Annotated in this window: 20 protein-coding genes and 1 pseudogene; 16 read left to right on the forward strand and 5 right to left on the reverse strand. The window is 50.6% G+C overall.

Annotation, left to right across the window (positions count from 1 at the left end):
• Positions 1 to 21 precede the first annotated feature (21 nt).
• Positions 22 to 669, reverse strand: coding sequence for a helix-turn-helix domain-containing protein (locus KQI10_RS08315; protein ID WP_178846433.1), 648 nt, complete (start codon positions 667 to 669; stop codon positions 22 to 24).
• A complete protein-coding gene (locus KQI10_RS08320) occupies positions 635 to 1,333 on the reverse strand; it encodes a DUF3990 domain-containing protein (RefSeq protein WP_216566939.1) in 699 nt (232 codons plus the stop codon). The genes KQI10_RS08315 and KQI10_RS08320 overlap by 35 nt, the downstream gene beginning before the upstream one ends.
• A 234-nt stretch (positions 1,334 to 1,567) precedes the next feature.
• Between KQI10_RS08320 and KQI10_RS08325 the strand changes: the two genes are divergently transcribed.
• The 4 genes from KQI10_RS08325 to KQI10_RS08340 all read left to right on the forward strand — a co-directional run bounded on the left by KQI10_RS08325 (position 1,568) and on the right by KQI10_RS08340 (position 5,164).
• A complete protein-coding gene (locus KQI10_RS08325; RefSeq protein ID WP_016413784.1) occupies positions 1,568 to 2,044 on the forward strand; it encodes a hypothetical protein in 477 nt (158 codons plus the stop codon).
• Positions 2,045 to 2,257, forward strand: a complete 213-nt coding sequence (locus KQI10_RS08330) for an excisionase (RefSeq protein ID WP_016413785.1) — start codon at positions 2,045 to 2,047, stop codon at positions 2,255 to 2,257.
• Between the two features lie 112 nt (positions 2,258 to 2,369).
• The gene (locus KQI10_RS08335) at positions 2,370 to 3,647 is read left to right on the forward strand and encodes a tyrosine-type recombinase/integrase (RefSeq protein WP_216566940.1); all 1,278 of its coding nucleotides are present in this window, start codon (positions 2,370 to 2,372) and stop codon (positions 3,645 to 3,647) included.
• 125 nt (positions 3,648 to 3,772) lie between these two features.
• Positions 3,773 to 5,164 (forward strand): zinc-ribbon domain-containing protein, encoded by a 1,392-nt coding sequence (locus tag KQI10_RS08340; RefSeq protein WP_216566941.1) that lies wholly within the window; start codon positions 3,773 to 3,775, stop codon positions 5,162 to 5,164.
• Between the two features lie 28 nt (positions 5,165 to 5,192).
• Here KQI10_RS08340 and KQI10_RS08345 read toward each other — a convergent pair whose 3' ends face one another.
• Entirely contained in the window at positions 5,193 to 5,510 is a 318-nt protein-coding gene (locus tag KQI10_RS08345) for a helix-turn-helix domain-containing protein (protein WP_294614683.1), read from the reverse strand.
• A 172-nt stretch (positions 5,511 to 5,682) separates the two neighbouring features.
• Here KQI10_RS08345 and KQI10_RS08350 point away from each other — a divergent pair, with 172 nt between their 5' ends.
• From KQI10_RS08350 to KQI10_RS08400, 11 genes and pseudogenes are all read left to right on the forward strand, one after another.
• Positions 5,683 to 5,994, forward strand: a complete 312-nt coding sequence (locus KQI10_RS08350) for a helix-turn-helix domain-containing protein (protein ID WP_216566943.1) — start codon at positions 5,683 to 5,685, stop codon at positions 5,992 to 5,994.
• A 286-nt stretch (positions 5,995 to 6,280) separates the two neighbouring features.
• The gene (locus KQI10_RS08355; protein ID WP_216566944.1) at positions 6,281 to 7,243 is read left to right on the forward strand and encodes an AAA family ATPase; all 963 of its coding nucleotides are present in this window, start codon (positions 6,281 to 6,283) and stop codon (positions 7,241 to 7,243) included.
• 28 nt (positions 7,244 to 7,271) lie between these two features.
• Entirely contained in the window at positions 7,272 to 7,598 is a 327-nt protein-coding gene (locus KQI10_RS08360) for a hypothetical protein (RefSeq protein ID WP_216566945.1), read from the forward strand.
• Positions 7,595 to 8,107, forward strand: coding sequence for a recombinase family protein (locus KQI10_RS08365; protein ID WP_216566946.1), 513 nt, complete (start codon positions 7,595 to 7,597; stop codon positions 8,105 to 8,107). The genes KQI10_RS08360 and KQI10_RS08365 overlap by 4 nt, the downstream gene beginning before the upstream one ends.
• A 4-nt stretch (positions 8,108 to 8,111) precedes the next feature.
• Complete coding sequence (locus KQI10_RS08370) at positions 8,112 to 10,064, forward strand: recombinase family protein (RefSeq protein WP_216566947.1); 1,953 nt, start codon at positions 8,112 to 8,114, stop codon at positions 10,062 to 10,064.
• A gap of 12 nt (positions 10,065 to 10,076) precedes the next feature.
• A complete protein-coding gene (locus tag KQI10_RS08375) occupies positions 10,077 to 10,919 on the forward strand; it encodes a hypothetical protein (protein ID WP_216566948.1) in 843 nt (280 codons plus the stop codon).
• A gap of 7 nt (positions 10,920 to 10,926) precedes the next feature.
• Complete coding sequence (locus KQI10_RS08380; RefSeq protein WP_216566949.1) at positions 10,927 to 11,301, forward strand: hypothetical protein; 375 nt, start codon at positions 10,927 to 10,929, stop codon at positions 11,299 to 11,301.
• Positions 11,298 to 11,561 (forward strand): hypothetical protein, encoded by a 264-nt coding sequence (locus tag KQI10_RS08385; protein WP_216566950.1) that lies wholly within the window; start codon positions 11,298 to 11,300, stop codon positions 11,559 to 11,561. Before KQI10_RS08380 ends, KQI10_RS08385 begins: the two co-directional genes overlap by 4 nt.
• Before the next feature lie 6 nt (positions 11,562 to 11,567).
• Complete coding sequence (locus KQI10_RS08390) at positions 11,568 to 12,317, forward strand: metallophosphoesterase (RefSeq protein ID WP_216566951.1); 750 nt, start codon at positions 11,568 to 11,570, stop codon at positions 12,315 to 12,317.
• Positions 12,318 to 12,655: 338 nt separating this feature from the next.
• Positions 12,656 to 13,144 (forward strand): annotated as a pseudogene (gene metG / locus KQI10_RS08395) (methionine--tRNA ligase subunit beta); the annotation flags it as partial.
• Between the two features lie 309 nt (positions 13,145 to 13,453).
• Positions 13,454 to 14,188, forward strand: coding sequence for a VTT domain-containing protein (locus tag KQI10_RS08400; protein ID WP_216566953.1), 735 nt, complete (start codon positions 13,454 to 13,456; stop codon positions 14,186 to 14,188).
• Between the two features lie 117 nt (positions 14,189 to 14,305).
• Here KQI10_RS08400 and KQI10_RS08405 read toward each other — a convergent pair whose 3' ends face one another.
• Entirely contained in the window at positions 14,306 to 15,307 is a 1,002-nt protein-coding gene (locus KQI10_RS08405; protein WP_216566954.1) for an ATPase P, read from the reverse strand.
• A 243-nt stretch (positions 15,308 to 15,550) separates the two neighbouring features.
• A complete protein-coding gene (locus tag KQI10_RS08410) occupies positions 15,551 to 17,026 on the reverse strand; it encodes a carbon starvation protein A (protein ID WP_216566956.1) in 1,476 nt (491 codons plus the stop codon).
• A gap of 598 nt (positions 17,027 to 17,624) precedes the next feature.
• Here KQI10_RS08410 and KQI10_RS08415 point away from each other — a divergent pair.
• Positions 17,625 to 20,222: a hypothetical protein gene (locus KQI10_RS08415; RefSeq protein WP_216566957.1), complete on the forward strand. Its 2,598-nt coding sequence runs from the start codon at positions 17,625 to 17,627 to the stop codon at positions 20,220 to 20,222.
• Positions 20,223 to 20,302 lie beyond the last annotated feature (80 nt).

The raw sequence follows: 20,302 nt of genomic DNA on the forward strand, positions 1-20,302 counted from the left end.
GAAGCAGGTGCAGGAATGAAATCACATCATGGGGTTTTCCAATAGGTCTTCCACATTGCAGCCGAGAACACGGGACAACTTGTAGAGGATGTTTGCCTGCGCCTTGTCAATGCCATTGACCCGCTGTTCGTACATCTGAATGTTGCGCAGATTCACGCCGGATTGCTCTGCAAGCTCTGCCTGAGATAAGCCCCGGTTTTCACGAATGCGCTTCAGGTTGGAATCGCCTTCCGCTGCTTTATAGAGTTCCTCCATGGTATCGATGAAACTTGTAATGTCCATCTCGTGGTAAACGGAATACATCCCAATGATCTTGGAAAGTGGAATGCGCTCAAAGATATCCTTGAAACGACGGCCAGTAAACCATTGGTACTCTGCAACTGCCCAACCGGCCCAATATTCAGGGGAGCAGTCCTCTGCGTTGGTTGGTGCTGGCAGCTCCTTTGGACCGTATGCCTTTGTGATGACCGCACGGGCCAGCTCAACACCGGACATCCCTGCAACATAGGCGGGGTTGCCTCGTTCAAACTGTTCGGCGTAGCCGGTATTGATGAAGAGTGCTGTGATCCAATCCGGTTTTAGCTTGCAGTCGTTGATCGCATAGTCGAAGAAAGAGGAAAGACGATCCTTGGCATTATTCAAATAAGATTCGCTGTATGCGTGGGTCATCGCCAGCCATCTCCTCCCTCAAGATATCCAGCACGAAGATGTCGTCCCGGTAAGACTTGCTTTTCTTGATCTCTTTACGGTAAGTATCCCTCGCTTTGGTATCTCTATCCAAGAACTTGGGGTAATAGACGCTCTTGCTGACCGGATAAGCATTCACGAAGTGCAGCCGATCAAAGCCTTTTTGAGAAATGACAACCGTCTGCTCACCGAGCTTGCCCAGCTTTAGAGCCTTGTTCAGACTTCTGAGCGGTAAGGTGTTGGACACAAAGGACTCTGCATACTGGAAATAGGAATCGTCTGCCCGATAGCCGATCACAACATCGTAGCCGGTTAAATCAATTGAATAGTGACCAATAAGATAGTCCCTTGCATCAACGGCAACTTCGGAGTCCAGCTTGAAGGTGCGGAACTGAAGCAGAAGAGCCATCCAGTTCAGGACCGTATGCGTTCCGTCCAACAGATTCAGCACCTTCAGCCCTTCCGTGTCAAAGTTGTAGCTGTTGACAAAACCGTCTGTGTTCTTTTTGCAGGCCCACTCACGAGCCATTTCATCGACGCGGGTACAGTAGAAACCCATGCCATAGTCGTTGTGCGGATTACCGATATGAATATCCGGAACCTCGATGATGTGGTCGGTTCCATGAAGCAGTTGAATGACGCTCATAATATGAAGCCTCCATTATCATTGTAATGATACAGCCACATTATATCATCCTGGTGATAGTTTTGTCAATAGCGCATGAGAATTCATTCCAAAGAATATGACTTCTCCCTCCTAATTCTCCCTGTTCCGAAAAATAATTTGGAAACGAGCAAAAAACTGTGGGAATCTCGCAAAAAAATTCGGCAAAGAGAAAGTGAGAGGGCAATCTCATAAAACCCGGTAGGAGTGATTTACATGAACAACAAAATAAACATCAACCCCAGCTCGACAAAGTGGCTCGAAAAAGATGATCGGGTCGTCGCTGATTACTTTTGCGATTTGGGCTTCCGTTCCCTGAAGCAGATCCTTGATATGCGTGTTTTCGATCTGATGAATATGCAGGGTCTGAACGCTGTCCGAGTCGAGGAAGTGATCATCTGCTTATATAAGTGGCTGAATCCCAACACAGCTATCGATGAGGCTATCTATAACGGTATGATGTCACAGCCCTTCCTCTATACTCCGTGGAGAAAAGAACACAAAGACCTTGCTGCAATCAAAGTCGGCGACTTGGTGCTGACCCCCGGTATCAACATGAAAGCTATCCAGCATTTCTATGATGCGATCCGTAAGGCGTTTTTCAAATCGGAGGAATACAACTGGAGATGGTACAAGTTCCGAAACAGAAGTGAATATGTGACCTATCTCCGGAAACACGAGGAGGCGGAATAAATGACGCGAACAGAAAAAGAAAATCTCGTTCCTGTTTGGGAGCGCATTACCATTAGTCTGGAAGAGGCTGCCGCATATAGCGGTATCGGCGTGAGGAAGCTACGGGATATGACCGATAAGCCCGAATGCAACTATGTTATCTGGGTTGGAAACCGAAGGATGATCAAGCGGAAAAAGTTCGATGAATACCTTGAGTCGGCCTATTCTGTATGAGTCAAGTATGCGATTTGCTTGATATGGGCTGATTTGCAACATTGGAAAACGAGATGTCTCTATGTATCCTTAATGGTGCCAAGAGAAAAGCGAAAGCAAAGGAGTGAAGACTATGCAGTTTCAAAAGAAGGAAAAGCGGCAGACAACCGTTCGCTTTGATAGCCACCATGTCAGGCTACGCACCGGAGAGGTACAGAGAAAAACCGGCAGCTATATGTACCGCTGGACAGACAAGCTCGGAAAACGTAATACCATATACGCTGCAACATTGGAAGATCTCCGGGAGCAGGAGGAACAGATTCTTGTTGATCAGCATGACGGCATCAAAGCCAATATCAAAAATGTCACGGTGAATGATGTATATGAGCTTTGGTGCCAACTGAAAAGAGGCATCAAGGACAGCACCATGAAAAACTACATTTATATGTATGAGCTGTTTGTGAAGCCAACTTTCGGAAAGAAGAAGCTGGTACAGGTGAAAAAATCGGATGTGCGCCGATTCTATAACCAGCTCATCGACGATAAGGTTCTGAAGCCGTCTACGGTAGATGTCATCCATAATATCGTCCACCAAGTATTTCAGATAGCCGTTGATGACGATATGATTCGCAGCAACCCTGCGGCCAATATGCTTCGGGAAATCAAAATGGCGCACGGTTCGGAAATCGAGAAAAGAAAGGCTTTGACCCTTGAGCAGGAAGAATTGTTTCTTGGTTATCTGGCCAGAACTCCCAAATACCAGCACTGGTATCCTGTCTTTTATATTATGGCGAACACCGGGATGCGTGTGGGGGAAATCACTGGTCTGCGCTGGTGCGATGTGGATATGGAAAACGGCATCATCAGCGTGAACCATACGCTGGTGTACTACAACCACAGAGATGAGAAGGGCTGCTACTTCTCCATCAATACACCTAAGACAAAAGCCGGTATTCGGGAAATTCCCATGACCGAAGGTGTGAAGCAGGCATTCCTCATGGAAAAGGAGTTCCAAGAGGAGTGCGGAATGAAAAGTGTCAGCCACATTGAGGGGTATTCAGACTTCGTGTTTGTTAATCGGAACGGCGAGGTGCAGCATCAAGGCACACTGAATAAGGCTCTGCAACGGATCATGCGCGATTGTAACAGCGAGGTCCTTGAGAAAAAGGGCGTAGACTCCGATCCGGTTCTTCTACCTAAGTTCTCGTGCCATGTGCTACGGCATACATTCGCTACAAGAATGTGCGAGAGCGGTCTGAATGTAAAGGTCGTGCAGTCTGTGCTTGGTCACGCCGATGTAACGACCACGCTCGATATTTATGTGACGGTCACGAACGACCTGAAGAAACGAGAAATCACAGCCTTTGAAACATATTTGAAAACCGGAGCCAAGCAAATGGCAAATGTATAATATGGTTCTCTCCCCCTTGCGGTCGCAAAATCTGCGATTGCAGGGGGATTTCTCTTTTTGCACATTTCTCTTATTTTGAGGTTTTTCTTATACTGTTAGCAGTACGCAGGAAGGGCGGCAACAGTATGGAAAACAGTTTGGCAAATAAGAAACCTTGGCTTGTAGTTGACTGGTCAGAAAGAAACGGCAGCATCTCACCGGATGATGTACCCTATGGTTCTAAAAAACTATATTGGTGGCATGGCAGTTGTGGCCATGAGTGGCAGGCCAGCGCAAAGGCAAGATCAAGCGGTGAGAATTGCCCGATTTGCAGTAATGCCAGAATCGTTGCGGGTATCAATGACCTTGCGAGTTTGAAACCGGAACTACTGAAAGAATGGTCGCCGAAGAATACCATCCAACCAACAGAGATCGGTGTTGGCTCTCATAAGAAAGTGCTTTGGATAGGAGCTTGCGGACATGAGTGGAGCGCAGAAATCCGAAATCGCGTCAGGGGAGCTGGTTGCCCCTACTGTTCGCACAATGCAGTCCTTCAAGGATTTAACGACCTTGCAACTGTACTGCCGCAGGTTGCAAAGGAGTGGTCGCCTCGAAACGCACCGCTCAAGCCAACACAGGTAACGCCTTATGCAAATCGGAAAGTTTGGTGGAACTGCGAACAGGGCCATGAGTGGTTTACGCTCATATCTACACGGGCTTATGGAAGCAAATGCCCTTATTGCAGCGGAATAAAATTGCTGAAGGGATTCAATGATTTAGCTTCGCTCCATCCGCAGCTCGCATTGGAATGGTCACAAAAAAACGGCACATTATTGCCGGAGGATGTCAACGAGCGCTCCACCAAAAATGTCTGGTGGAAGTGCAGTACCTGCGGACATGAGTATAGGGCGGTAATCAAATCCAAAGTTCATGGGTTAAAATGCCCAGTATGCACGAGGAACGCTGTGTTGCCTGGTTATAGCGATTTAGCAACTACAGACCCGGAGCTGGCACAGGAATGGAATGCGGCAAAAAACACAAGAAAGCCCACAGAGATATCAAGACTGTCACAGTACCCGGTTTGGTGGAAAGGCATTTGCGGGCATGAATGGAAGGATAAAGTGTTTCACCGTGCAGTTGAAGGGGCTGGCTGCATCTACTGCGAGAAAGCATTTCTTAAGGAGCTGCCATATCTGCTTGTAACGATGTATGCAAAGCAATATGGGCTTGCGACACGCACAGACGACGAAAAACTGATTGGGGCACGGATCGATGCGGTTATCCCGGAACTGCGGCTTGCGTTTGCCTTTTCTCAAAAAGGCACTGATAGAGAAGCCAAAGTTGAGGAGGTTCTTCGCTTCCTGTGCAAAGCGAAAAGGATACAGTTATTTGTGATACGGCAGAAAGACCCGATTGCGCTTGCCACAGAAATCAAGCAAGCCTTCACTAAGGCAAACCTATTTATAAATTCGGATAGTCAAAGGGATGTTGCCCATCTTCGGAAGCGATACTTTGCTCAAAAGAACAATGGAAACTAAAAAGAGGAACTGCGACTTGCAGTTCCTCTTAGTTCTTTTGATTCGTTTTTACTGCATGGGCAAGCAGCATATTGAGTGCGTCTTGCTTTGCTCGCTCATCAGCTTTTCGTGATGCGATCAACAAGCTGAGTTCATATTCAGACAGTGTAGAGTCCTCGATGTCCTGCCTTCCCAGCAGGTAGTCAACCGTTACGCCAAAAATATCTGCCAGTTGGATCAGAATGTCAATGGAAGGCTGCCTGGAGCCGGTTTCATAACGGGAGTAAACCACGGAGGATACGCCCAATGCGGAGGCCACTTCTGCCTGTGTAAGACCCTTGCGAGTGCGAATATCCTTGATGTTCACAGGCACGACCTCCTTCCAATATACTATATTAAATTATACTACCGGAACGGAATGCAATGTACTACCGTATCGGTAAATAGCTCGTTGACCAGATACCGTTTTGGTAGTATCATATTCCGTAGGGGTAAATGCTTCGTGTCACTTCGCACCATCTCGGAATGCGGAGGAATACATGAACCTAAAAGAAATACGAGTCAGTCGCAGACTCAAAGTGCAAGAGGTATCAGACTATCTGAGCTGCTTGCCATCTGTTTACAGCCGTTATGAGAATGGCAAACGAGAGCCATCCATCGATATTCTTCTGAAGCTGTCCAAACTGTACAGCGTTTCTGTTGATTATCTAATTGGAAATGATGAGGTCATTGACACGAGCATAACCGAAAAAGAAGCTGCAATGATAAGCGCTATGCGTCAGGCGGACGAACGAGCCAGACAGGATGCAATTGCCTTGTTAGAGCTGCATACAGTGAATAAGAAAATCTAAACAGAGAGGTGCAAAGTGACAGAAGCTTTGCCCTCTGTATCTTGAAAGGGCACCGTGCAAGCGGTGCTCTTTCTTTTAAGGTCGCAAGGCAGCACGCACTTTTGTGAGCATCCCTTTTGCGAGGTTAAAAGCAGGAAAAGTGCGAGCTTGGACACCGTTTTTGCCAAAATGGCTCAGTGAAAAGCGGTTATTGCCGAAACGGCGATGGAAGCAGATGTGTCACCACCTTATAATAATAGTAGTGACTTATGATCCCTATCTGCTTTGAGAAATGTGCGAGGTTAGAATGGAAGGTTCCGTTTACCAATACTACGCAAATGTCCGAACTGAGCCGGTTGAATGGCTATGGTATCCCTATATACCGCTCGGGAAGCTGACGGTGCTCCAAGGCGATCCCGGTGAGGGTAAATCTACATTTGCGTTGAATGTCGTAGCAAGAATTACGACAGGACAGCCTATGCCGGATGGTGTTCCTGCTAAAGGAAAGCGTGTTGCGATCTATCAGTGTGCTGAAGACGGTATTGCAGATACAATAAAGCCCCGTCTCCAGCAGGCCGGAGCGGATTGTGAACGAGTAGCGTATATCATAGACAACGACATTGCATTGACACTGGAGGACGGTCGAATCGAAACAGCGATCAAGGACACACACGCCAGTGTATTTATTATCGACCCCATTCAGGCATTTATCCCGCCTGATGCAGATATGCAGAGTGCCACCAAGATGCGCTCTGTTCTGCGGAAGCTGGCAAATATTGCAGACCGCAACAAATGCGCTGTAATTCTCATCGGTCACATGAACAAAGGCGGCAGTAGTAAATCATTGTATCGAGGGCTTGGCTCTATCGACATTGCTGCTATTGCACGAAGTGTGCTCATGATCTCAAGAGATGAAAGCCGCCCTGACATTCGATACATGTATCCGATAAAATCGAGCCTTGCTCCGGAAGGACCTGCAATTGCTTTCTCGTTCAAAGAGCATGGCGGAATCGTATGGCACGGCAAATATGATCTGAATACCGCAGAACTCATGGACAGCATCACAGTAAAAACAACCAAGCGGGAACGAGCTCGTGCAAAACTGGTTCAGCTTTTGGAGCATGAGGATCGTCCGGCAAAAGAAGTATATGCCGGCCTTGCTGATATAGGCGTTGGAAGCCGTACTGTTGAGAAAGCAAAAAAAGAACTCCAAGTCACAACTTACCGTTCTGGCGGAAGTTGGTACTGGAGTTTGCCAAAACCCAAATAACCAATGATGTTTACCGGGAGATGAGATGATGGAGAACTTGGTTTGGAAAGCCTACTATCACAGTATGAGTGGGCATGAGATTCGGCCATTTAACATATTTGAACATGGGAGATTCAGAGAAGAAGTACGGAAGCTCTTGCTGAAATGCACAGAGAAAGAAGCATTCGCTGAGGAGCTGCGCCGTTCGCTTTTCTACTATTACTGCAGTAAATGTGAATGGGAAGTTGTCATCGGACCTTGGTGCGGAGATCGGGGCACGAAGGAAATCAAAGTCGATGTCTATATGCAGGTCATGAACAACTGGGATATCTTCGTGGATTATGTTTGGAACGAAGGAAAGAAGCAAAGACGATGAGTGTGAGCACAGATACAGAGCGGATTTTCCGAATCGGTGGCTATGTAAAGCGGGCAAAACTGAATCTGCGCAATGAGCGTGAGATAAGAGCCTTTCATCGAAATGCGATTGAAAGACGGTTTGGTGATTTTGAGGGTGGCACACTCGTGGATGTTTATATCGACATCACCGGTTATAAAGAAACGGCCAAGCGTCCTGAGATGCTGCGGCTTATGCGGGATTGTGCAGATGGAAAAGTGAATCTGATTTTTGCAGAAACCAAAGGATATTTGAGTGCAAACACACGAGAGTTCTGCTACTGGCTCCATTTCATCTTTAATCTGAAAGAACGGGTAGACATCATAACCGACGATGACCAGTTCAACATCAACACGATTCTCAACGCAGACAAGCAGCGTGAGGCACTGATAAAAATGGCTGAAGACTACATTTATCTGAATCCGCCTGACCACCAGAAGTGGTTGAATGGAGTGGTTTCTGCCATTACAAACTTACGGGAGGACGGATAAGGATATGGCAAAGGATGAAAACAAGGAATCGGAAATCCGAGGCGATGAGCAAGAAATCGTAGACCAGCGGCTTCCGGTGTGGCGTCCGCAGGATGCTGATCGAGAATATTACCGGTATGAAACGAAGAAGAGAATCCAGCATTATACGGTTCCGCCGCAGACTATTTTCCGTCCAGCAAAACCAACGCCTACCATTCGAGATGCAGAGCATAAGCGTGTTGCAGTTTATGCCCGTGTGAGTACGAAGAGCAAGGAGCAGGTCTCCTCCATCGAAAACCAAACAAAGTACTATACAGAGAAGATTGCCAAAACGCCCAACTGGGATCTGGCGGAAATATACAGTGACGAGGGCAAATCCGGCACATCGAAAAAATGGCGTCCAGAGTTCAAACGAATGCTGGAAGATGCGTCGAAGAAGAAAATGGATTTGATCGTTTGTGCCAGTGTGTCTCGTTTTGCCCGTAACATCTCTGACCTGATTGAGGAAGTGCGGAAACTAAGAACGACGAATCCGTCAAACCCGGTCGGCGTGTATTTTGAAACGGAGGACCTTTATACGCTGGACCCGAACATCAACGAAAGGCTCCAGATGCAAGGCCTTTTTGCAGAGTGGGAATCCGGCAATAAAAGTCGCCGCATGATCCTATCCTATGATCAAAGAATCTGCACTGGACAGTTTCCGCTATCCGATCTGCTCGGTTTACGGCACACAATAGAGGGCGGTTTCATCATCGAGGAAGAAGAGGCGAAGACGGTTAAGTATATTTTCCTTGCTACGCTGTGTGGGTACACAGCGGAAGAAATCGCAGAGGTGTTGACGGAGAAGCAACGGCCAACACTTCGAGGCCGTACTGAATGGACGCCCTCAATGGTGAAAGCAATTATGGAGAACGAACGGCGTTGGGGTGATCTTGAGGTTCGGAAAAGGGTCGTCATTGACTACAAGGAAAAAGTGACGGCGAAAAACGATGGTCTGAGAGAAGGAGCCTACATCCCCCATTACCATGAGGGAATTGTATCTCCTGAAATTGCAAGAGCAGCACATATGATGCGAGCCAGCCGATACAAGTTCGGAAGTGTCCCGGATGTTTATGTGATCGATAGTGGAGCACTGAAAGGCTTCGTCAGTATCTCCCCGACATGGAGCGGCATCGACAATCGGGCTTTTCAGGATATTTCACGCCAAGTTTACAACGAGGATGAGTTTTGCGAGCTTCAGCGTCGGGCAAATATCATGAACGGCAGAACACACAGCAATGTCGTTTCCATGACGCTGAATGATTACCGGGTTGCACCCGGTGTCATGTTCATGACCCGTAGTGATCCGCAGCTTACATTTTCGCAAAGAAGTATGAAATTGAATGCGGTCTGTTGGGAAAAACTTGGGCAGCAGAAATATGTAGAGTTCTTGTACCACCCGGTACTGGAAGTAATCGCAGTACGAAGCTGCAATGCCACAAACCCCAATGCGGTGCTATGGGACGAAACGAAAAAGTCGGGTCTTCAACTATGTACTTCCGCATTCTCAAACGCCGTCTATGATAAGCTCGACTGGATGAGAAAGTATAAATTCCGATTCAGAGGCGTGACCCGTGTCAGAGGGGGCGAAAGGATCATTTTCTTTTTTCTTGATGAACCGCAGATCTTGGTTGGAAAGGATAAAAAGAACCTTGATGCTATGGACACCTCGGATTCAACCGTAAAGTACATTCCCTATAAGGAAAGCGAGTGTGGCGAAGCGGCTGGTTTGACAGCCGGAATCGCTTACCCTGAGAACTGGCAGGAACAAGTTGGTGTCAGTTATGAGATCAAACAGCAACGAGGGCGTGTCCTTGATGCGGTGTCTTCAGCAGATATTCGCAACCATGGCACAAAAGTGGTGAACCCTTTTATAGGAGTAATCCCTACACACGGAGAGCTTGAAGATGAATTAGAACAAATCTATGAGGCAATGTAACCGGAGGACAATATGGATAACGATAATTTTTCCTTTCTCACTGATGCAGAAAGCTCGATAACGGGAGATAAAACCGAAGGGTACACGCCCAAGGAGCAGGAGCTGATTCATCAACTGGTTCAAGAACGACTGGGCAAGAAAAATGCCATCGAGTTTGAATCTCTCGATGACTATGTCGTTCCGCCCAAAATGTTCTTCTCCATGATCAAGAAGCCAGCAGTGAGTATTCGTGCAAACAGAATGGAATTTAGTATGTCAGCGATCCGGCTGTTTGAAGGAGTACAGCACGTCCTTCCTATGCTCAGTGAGAATAAAAAGCGAATGGTTGTGGCCATCTGTGCGGAAGAAGAAATCTCTTCGATTGAATGGGCAAGACTAAAGAAAGATAAGTGGGTCAACCGTTCTATATCCTGCCCGGAATATGTCCAAAGCATTTATAAGATGATGAACTGGAACAAGGAGTGTCGGTACAAGATCTATGGACGGCTTGCCAATTCTGAGCGAGGGCTGGTTCTGGTATTTGATCTTGCATCCGCTGTTATGTTTGATCCGCTGCCGGAGGAGTACTTTGACAAGCACACCGGCAAAATGAAGAAACGCATTGTTAAATACTATCCTGATGAGATCCGCATGAAGTTGGGCAGGAGTTATTCGGATTATGAAGCCCTTCAGCAACGAAGCAGCTTCGAATCACTATCCGGATACATGGACACCAGCGGAGGCGCTGTTCCCGCTACGGTTTCTGAAGAGCTGGCTGCTTCCATCAGTATGCAGGAGCAGGAGAAGAAACGGGAGACTTTGTTTGGCACGATTATTGGAAATGGAGGTGACGATGATGTCCGAAACAACGAATGAGGATAGAATGTACCCAATCGAAATGACGCTGCAAGGCGCTCGCTGCTGTATCAGTATCGGCAAGGGCGTTATAAAAGCCTTGGGAAAGCCGAGCCATGTCTCAATTAAAATTTCAGACAGCCATGATTCTTTGAGCGTTTTCCCCTGTGATGAGGATGATGTGATGGCTTTCCGAGTTCCGCTGAAACTGTTCACCGATCACAGATGCGTCATGAGGATCAACAGCAAGCAATTTGTTCATGGAATCATGCGGACAAACCAGATGGACACTTCAAAGACATATGTTTTATCCGGCGAGTTTCTGGAAGAGAAGAATACAGCAGTATTCTCGTTAGTTGAGGGCGTCAGTCTTCGTACACAAAAAGGGGTGGCGCAGTCATGAACGATTTCGTCAGAGAGTTTTTTGAGGATCAGCCTGAATTACTCAGGCGATATGAACGCAACGAGGCACGATATATCTTGCAGCTTCCGAAGAACTACGATACAATTAGCATTGACTTTGGAATTGATAAGAATGAGATGAAGCGGCTGGTGATTGCCCTTGCCGAGCTTGATCTGACCATTGATGAATGGCTCTGCTTTAAGATGAAAGAGCTGATTCTGGCCAACAGGCTATCCAAGGAAAACAGAGGCGAAGAATAAGGGATTATGCGCTACTATGTTATCTCCGATGTTCACGGATACTATACGCAGATGAAGTCTGCTTTGGAAAAGGCAGGCTTCTTTTCCGATACAACTCCTCATAAGTTAATCATGCTCGGAGATTTATTTGATCGAGGGCATGAGGCGAAACAGCTTCAGCAGTTCATATTGGAGCAGATGGAGCAAGACAAGATAATTCTCATTCGTGGAAACCATGAGGACCTATTTGTGGAGCTTGTGACCACGGATGCTGGGATGCCATATAGCTATCACAAATCAAACGGAACTTATGATACTGCACTCCAGTTAACGGGCTTTGATCCAGTGATGGCATCTATACGCCATTATGATTTTGCCGATGCAGCGAAAGACACACCGTTTTACAAAGAGATTATCCAAGCGATGCTTGATTACTTTGAGACGGAACACTATGTTTTCACGCATGGCTGGATACCAAGCATTCCGAACAGGGATAAAAGCTACAGCTATATTTCTTCTTGGAGAGAAGCAGACCGTGAGCAATGGAATCAAGCAAGATGGTTCAATGGCATGGATGCAGCACAGACCGCAGATGAGAATAAGACCATTGTTTGCGGACACTGGCATACTTCGTATGGCCATAGCAAATACGAACACAAGGGGACCGAGTTTGGAGAAGATGCGGACTTCTCTCCCTATTATGGTCCCGGAATTATTGCCATAGATGCCTGTACAGCGTTCAGTGGAAAGGTAAATTGTCTTGTGATAGAGGATTAACGGCGTGGCGTAGTACGGGATTGAACTTTGCATATCCGTTTATAACCACGCTTTAGACAGGCACAATATAAAGAGTGATTGTAAGCAGAGTATTGAAGTTTTTTCTGGATTCCTTACGGGACGACCTGAAACCCATTGAAATTCTGAGATTCTACTGTTATAATATTAACTACAATCTTTCGGAGGTGCGAAAGGTTGGAGTTGCACCACATACACCACTTGGAGCACCACTATGGTGTATGCTTTCAGCAGGGAAATGTACAGAGTTATCACACACGGGAAAATGTGACCTGTAAGCAAAGCACAGTATTAACAGGGATTCTACACAGCTATTCCATGTGAGGGATCTTATCCCCACCATGAAGCCCACGGACCTGCCCAAGGCGGAAAAGGGCGAGGAAAAAGCGGCTGAGACTGCCCCTGCGGCGGCTCCCGCCGTGGAGGAGAAGATTGACTTTTCCAAGGTGGAAGTCGAGCCGCTGTTCCAGGACTTTGTGGACTTTGAAACCTTCGCCAAGTCCGACTTCCGGGCCGTGAAGGTCAAGGAATGCGAAGCGGTGAAGAAGTCCAAGAAACTGCTCAAGTTCCTGCTGGATGACGGCTCCGGCAAGGATCGGGTGATTCTTTCTGGCATTCACGACTATTACGAGCCGGAAGAGCTGGTAGGCAAGACCTGCGTGGCCATCACCAACCTGCCCCCCAGAAAAATGATGGGCATCGACTCCGAAGGTATGCTGATCTCCGCCGTGCATCACGAAAACGGTGAAGAAAAGCTGCATCTTCTCATGCTGGATAATCATATTCCCGCTGGCGCAAAGATGTATTGATCTGCCCCGCCGCACGTCTGGTCACATCTTTCGTGAAAGTCCGGTTGCTGTTTGCAGCCGGACTTTTTCGTAGCGCCGCCGCATTTCCTTTTCCTTCTGATTCCCGCATTTGCGCAAATCCCGCCCTTTGATGGGTTTCTCCCGGAAAAAGTTCTTGAAGTCTGCCATTTCCCATGGTATAATCCTGTGCGAACGGAGGGAAATGCCTGATTTCCCCTGCTGCACTCTGATTTACCAGAATCAGGCCCGGTCTGGCCGAACCGGGCCTGTGTTTATCAACGCTCTTACCCCGTGAAAGGAGAAACGCCTGTGAAACAAAAGCAGTCCAAAAAAGCTGCCGCCACGCTGCTGGCGTCTGTATTGGTGCTCATTATCGCCATTGCCCTGGTGGTGGAACTGCTTCGTATTTATGTTCCGGATATCTGGGCCGCCTTTTCCAGCGGAGACGAAAACGCCCTGCAAGCCTGCTTTGACGGACAGAACACCGCCTACAGCGCCGGACTGCTGTGGCTGCTGTCCTTTGTGCAGATTTTGTCCGTGCTTTTACCCGCTATGCCGGTCCAGCTGGCAGCGGGCATCGTCCTTGGGCCCTGGCTGGGCACAGCCGTTTGCCTGACCGCCTGCATGGCTGCCCATCTGGCTGTCTTTCGTGCCGCCAGCCGCACCAAGAAGCGTCTGATCACCCTGGGCAGCACATCGCCGAAGCTGGAAAAGGTCAGAAACCTCCTGGCTTCCGCCAGAAACCGCACCTATTATACGGTGATTCTTCTGCTGGTCCCCGGGCTGCCCAATGGCATCATTCCCTATGCCGCCGCATACGCCGGTATGGGTCAGCGGCGCTACCTGCTGGCTCTGCTGCTGTCCCTGCCCCTGCCCACTTTCGCCACCTGTCTGGCCGGCAATCTGGCGCTCTCCGGCGACTGGTGGCTCAGTGTTGCCATTCTGGCGACCCTGTACGCCATCGTAGGCGTGCTCTTTCTCCTGCGGGACTCTCTGCCGGAAAAGATCCGTACTACGGCAAAGCGCCGGCAGAAAAACGCATAAGATAAGGCGTACCGCAATATGATATGCTCCCCATAGAGTAGACACTCGAAATAGCAAAAATTTTGAAGCTACACTATGGGGAGTATATCAAGCACTGCGGTACGCCAGTATTTTTGCTTATTTATACTCCTGCAGCAGGAACATGGGCTTAATGGTGACCACCTCGTCATATTCCTCCTGCTCTACCTGCACGTCGGCATTGAGCTTTTTCAGATCTTCCTTGACAACAGCCAGGGATTCCTTGACACTCTGGGCCCGCCCCTCCCGAAGGACACGGATCATGCGCTCCAGAACAATGGGGTGGGCATAGCGGGCGGGAACCGGGAAATCCTCCGGCAGAATCTTTTCCATCTCCGCGATGCTCTCCTGCCAGGCGGCGGTAACGGCCTTTTTATTGTTCTTCGCCGTAGGAATGACCTGGGTTCCGGAGAACAGGAACGCTGCCGCAAGGCCCAACAGTGTAAAATAGAGACCTGTGGTATCATGGTTAATCAGCTCATAAATACCATATGCTCCGCAAATCAGACCGCCTACGATAATCGCCAGGGCGACCCAACGATAGGCCGGACGGGTACGGTCAGAACCGCGCTTGCGCCGGGCGGTTACGGAAAGCTGTGCGGTCTGCTCCGGGTAGCTTGTCAGGAAGGCCCTGGCACCCTCCAGCTCCTCCCGGGCCTTCTGGGCCTTCGGTGTTAGCTCCTTCAGAAACTTGGCTTCCATGGCAGCCTGTTTTTCCCTCAGCCGTTTTTCCGCTTCCACGCTATGCGTGGGCAGGTCCGGGCAGATTTTGGAGATATGGGCGAGCAGAAGGTCCACATCCTGCTCGTATTTGAAGTTGCACTGCTTCACTGTGCCGTCGTCCAGCTCCACCACCAGATAGGGGATCGCGCCAAAGACGCCCTTGCCGGAGAAACCGCCCTTACTCATGGCAACCCGCTTGAAAATGCGCTTTACAGATTTCAGTGCGGCATAATAGACTCGGTCAAAGAAGAAGCTGTTTAAGTAAACTGCTTCATCCCCCACGCCGCAGGGGCCAAAGCGCTTACAGAATTTCTTGTCAACGGAAAGTGTGGGCTTGTCCAAAGTGGTCTTGCCCAGCTGTTTCGGAGTGAAGATCATGGAATACCTCGTTTCAATAGATACGGTAAATCGGAGTTTGCGGAGCAAACAAATTGACAATTGACAATGAACAATTGACAATTATGGCATCACAAGCGGGACAGATTTGCGTTCTTATTTTGAATCGTTTCCGAAGGAAACACCTTCATTGTCAACTGTCAATTGTCCATTGTCAATTATTCCGGCCTTGCCGGGAAGCCAAAAGGTGGGGAAGTCTCCTCCCCCACCTTCCTTATGGACTTGTTACTTGCCCAGAGTCTCGTACTGAGGCTTGACGTCCCGCTTCTTGATGGAATACAGGAAGATGCCCAGGAACAGAGCGGCAAAGACGATGCCTACGGGGTAAGCCAGAGCGGTATTGTAGCCGTCCTTATTCAGGAACTGGCCCAGGCACTCGTTGCCCAGCATGAAGTAGGTGATGGACACAGCGGTCATGAAGGTTGCGGGAACAGCGGTAATCCAGTAGTTCTTCTTCTCATAGAACAGGAACATGGAAGCACACCACAGAACGATCATAGCCAGAGTCTGGTTGGTCCAGCTGAAGTAACGCCAGATGATGGTGTAGTCGATCTTGCCCAGAGCGTTGCCGATGCCCAGGAACGCGCCGATGCCCAGAACGGGAACGCACAGCAGCAGACGGTTCTTCCAGACCTTCTGATCCAGATGGAACCAGTCAGCCAGCACCAGACGGGCAGACCGGAAAGCGGTATCGCCGGAGGTGATGGGGCAGGCGATAACGCCCAGCATGGCCAGCGCGATGCCAACGCCGCCCATGGTCTTCTTGCAGACGTCGTAAACAGCAGTGGAACCGCCGCCGCCCAGAGCCAGCAACTCTTCGCCGGTGTACAGAGCGCAACCAGCAGCAGCCCAAATCAGAGCAATGATGCCCTCGGAAACCATGGCGCCGTAGAACACGAAGTGACCCTGCTTCTCACTCTTCAGGCAGCGGGCCATCAGGGGGCTCTGGGTGGCATGGAAGCCGGAGATAGCGCCGCAGGCCACGGTAATGAACATGAAGCTCCAGATGGGGGTGCCCTGCGGATGCATATTGGTGAAGTTGTTCCAGATTTCGGGGATCTCATAGCCCTTGGTGAAGATACCCAGGCCAACGCCCACAGCCATGACAATCAGGCAGATGCCGAATACGGGGTAGATCTTGCCAATCAGCTTGTCGATGGACAGGAAGGTGGCGATGAAGTAATAGACCAGAATCAGAATCAGCCAGAACATCTTGCTGCTCAGAATGCCGGGGGCGTTGGAACACAGCAGCTGCAGCAGACCGGCAGGGCCGACTGCGAACACGGTGCCGACCATGACCAGCAGAACCACGGAGAACACACGCATAACGTTCTTCATGGTCTTGCCCAGATAGATGCCGGAGATCTCGGAGATGGACACGCCGTCGTTACGCTCGGACAGCATGCCGGAGAAATAGTCGTGGACGCCGCCGGCAAAAATCGTACCGAAGGTGATCCACAGGAAGACAATGGGTCCCCACAGAGCGCCGCTGAGGGCACCGAAGATGGGGCCAAGGCCTGCGATGTTGAGCAGCTGGATCATGAACAGCTTCCACTGAGGCAGAACCACATAGTCCACACCATCATTGATGCGAACAGCGGGGGTCTCTCTGTCGTCCGGTCCGAAGGTATTCTCTACGACCTTGCCGTAGAAGAAGTAACCCGCGATCAGGATTGCCAGGCAGAGCAAAAAGCTAATCATTTGGACTCCTCCTTGAAACATATAAAATATTTTGTATAGGAACATAAGTTCCCACTACTACGGCAACATTATCGCCGACTTTTATCCGGAAATCAAGGGACAAAGTCCACAAAAAAGCGCAACAATTTTTCACATAGTTCACAATGTAGTCACAGTTTGTCCACAATTCTCAAAAAACCAGGAGAAATGCTGTGCTTTGTGGAAGGAAAAGTTGGTGAAATATCGTAAAAAAAGATTCAAAAAGATAAAGCGCAGAAAATAATGCTTGACAAGGTTTTTTCGTCAGAAGGTCGAAAATTGGCAGGAGTATAGACCATTTTCCTGAAAACAGTGGGATAATCTGGAAAAAATGGATATGCGCTTTTTTAGGGCAATCATAGGTTCAGATAAGAAAAATACAAAAGTTGCAAACGTGAAATGCCCCGCCGCCCCGTTTCGCTTCCGGGTCTGCCCCGCTGCAGTCCGGAAAATCTTTAAGAAATCCATAAGATTTGCGCTGTTTTCGGAAAACGCGCCCTTGTTCACAGTTTATCTATTGTTGCCTTTCCCGGAGTATGGTATAGTATAGTTAAAGAAATACCCAGAAGGAGGGAACTCTATGAAAGTTTGGAAAGGATTCCGCGTGCTGCTCACCGCCGCGCTGGCCGCCGCGCTGGCGCTTCCCGTGGGAGCGGAAGCGGATACGGATTTTGTAAAGGCTGTCAACCGGCTGCCGAAGCCGGAGACTGTGAAAGCACTGTCCTCTGCGGAGCAGCAGGCACTGTATGCCCATATTGACACGCTGTGGGAGGATGGGTTCTATGCCCTGTCCAAGGACGCGCAGGAAAAGCTGGAGGCGACCCCCCAGTATACGGCTCTGGCGGCGCTGACAGAGTATCTGAACAATGCCCAGATCACCCAGCCTTCCTGGCTGGACAGCGGCATGCTGCGGCTCTCCGGCGAAGATTTGAAAGACGGCGAGGACTACTATTATGATAAGGACGCCGCGGAGGTGGTCATCACCGGCACCAAGCCCGTCACCGTCACCATGGCTGAGGGCGTAAAAGTTTCCACAGATACCCTGCGCATCCAGGGTGAGGCCCAGGTCGTGCTGCAGGATGTGCGCATCGAAGCCACGGAGGGCAAAAGCGCTTTGACCGCCGAGGGCGGTCTGAAGCTGACCCTGATCGGCGTTAACACCATGACGGCCAGGGATCACGCGGCGCTGGAGGGTCTGGAGGGCGTTACCCTCTCCGGCCCCGGCAGTCTGACGGTCTTCGGCGGTGCGGGCTCTGACGGCATTGGCGCCAAGAGCCTGACGGTCACCGGCGGCACTCTGACGGTCACCGGTGGTGACGGCGCGCCCGGCACGGAAGATGCCCCCGGCGGTGACGGCGGCAGAGCCGTCGGCACGGATGTTCTGAGCATTACCGGCGGCAGCGTAAAGCTCGACGGCGGCAAGGCCGGTTCCGACGGCGGCAGCGGCGCAGGCAATGACGGCGCCGCCACGGCCTGTGTTCCCACCGGAGAGGGCAAGCCGCTTGCACAGACTGTCGTCACCCTGACGGACAAGGACGGCAAAGCCGTTGAGGGCACCGCAGTCACGGCTCTGGCCCTGTCTCCTGACATGACCTACGGCGTGCAGGGCATCGTCACCGATGAAACGGGCAGCATCTACCTGTACCTGCCCCAGGATACTAAGGCCAACGCCGTCTCCGACGGCAGCGAGACCTATACGGGCACGCCCATCGCCTCCGGTGAAAGCGGCGTTATGACCCTGGCTCAGGGCAGCGGCACAACCCCCACGGACCCCGCCCCCAGCGGCACCACAGCAGCCCCCTCTACGGACGCCCCCACAACCGCGCCCACCACTGCGCCCACGACCGCGCCGACCACTGCGCCCACAACCGCGCCCACCACCGCGCCGAAGGCAAAGCAGGACGCCCCCATTCTGGAGGAGGAGCCCAACACCCGGACGGCCAGCTCCGTGACCCTGAAGAAGCCCACCGGCGGCATCGGCCAGGTGATGTATGCCTACGGTCTGACGGACCAGAAGCCGGACACCAATTGGGTGGACACCAACATCTTCCTGAATCTGAAGTCCGGCAAAACCTACTACTTCTACGCCTACTACACCGGCGGAGACCAGACGGAAGCCTCTCCCGTCAGCAAGCCTCTCGCCATCACCCTGAGCAGCGGCTTCGCGGACGGCTCGATTCGTGTCGTGGGCGGTGAAAAGACCTATGACGGCAAGAGCATGAGCCTGACGGTCACCGTTCCCGAGGGCGCCACCATCCGCTATCGGGAGGGCACCTCCGGCGATTACATTCAGGGTTCCGTCCCCACCTACACCAATGCGGGCACCTACCAGATCGGCTACCGGGTGACCCAGGAGGGTTACGACACGGTGGTCGGCTCCGTTACCATCAAAATCAACCCCGCCAAGCCGACCATCGCCCTGGCAGACCAGACCGTTAAGCATGACGGAAACACCCACCCAATGGGTGGAGCCAAAGTGACCGGCGTCAACGGTGAGAGCTTCAAGGGCAGCGTCACCTATACCTATTATACAGATGGCCAATGCACGCAGGGCGAGACCAGAACGCCTCCCTCCGCGGCAGGCACTTATTATGTCCGCGCCTCCATCCCCGCAGGCGGCAACTACACCGCCGCCGTCAGCAACACGGCCAAGCTGGTGATTGAGAAGACCGGTTCCTCCACCACCAAGCCCACCGCCGGCGGCAACACGAACAATTCCGGCAACACTGCCGGCAACGGCTACGCCATCACCGCCACGGCCGGTATCGGCGGAACCATCACCCAGTCCGGCAAGATATCCGTCCAGTCCGGCAAGAGCGCCAGCTTCACCATTGTCGCAGACAAGGAATACGAAGTAGAGGATGTGAAGGTAGACGGCAAGAGCATCGGTTCCGTAGGCGTATATACCTTCACGGATGTCAAGGCGAACCACACCATCGAGGCCACCTTCCGCCGCAAGGTCGCCGAGACCACAGCCCCCACAACGGAACCGACTACCGTGCCTACTGAGGAGACTACGGTGCCGACCACCGAGACCGTTCCGGAGACCACTGAGCAGATCAAGCAGCCCACCAGGAAGCACAGGATTCCCATCGTTGTGCCTATTCTGCTGGTTGTTCTGGCCGGCGGTGCCATCGGCGGTGCTGTGTACATCTACAAGCGGTACGATCAGGAATAAAGCATACCCAGCCGTCCCCGGATCCTCCGGCTCTATGCCCAAGGATCCGGGGCTTTTTCTCGCATTCCTCCAAAGGGGAC

Source organism: Pseudoflavonifractor sp. MSJ-30 (assembly GCF_018918045.1).
Taxonomy (GTDB): domain Bacteria; phylum Bacillota; class Clostridia; order Oscillospirales; family Oscillospiraceae; genus Faecousia.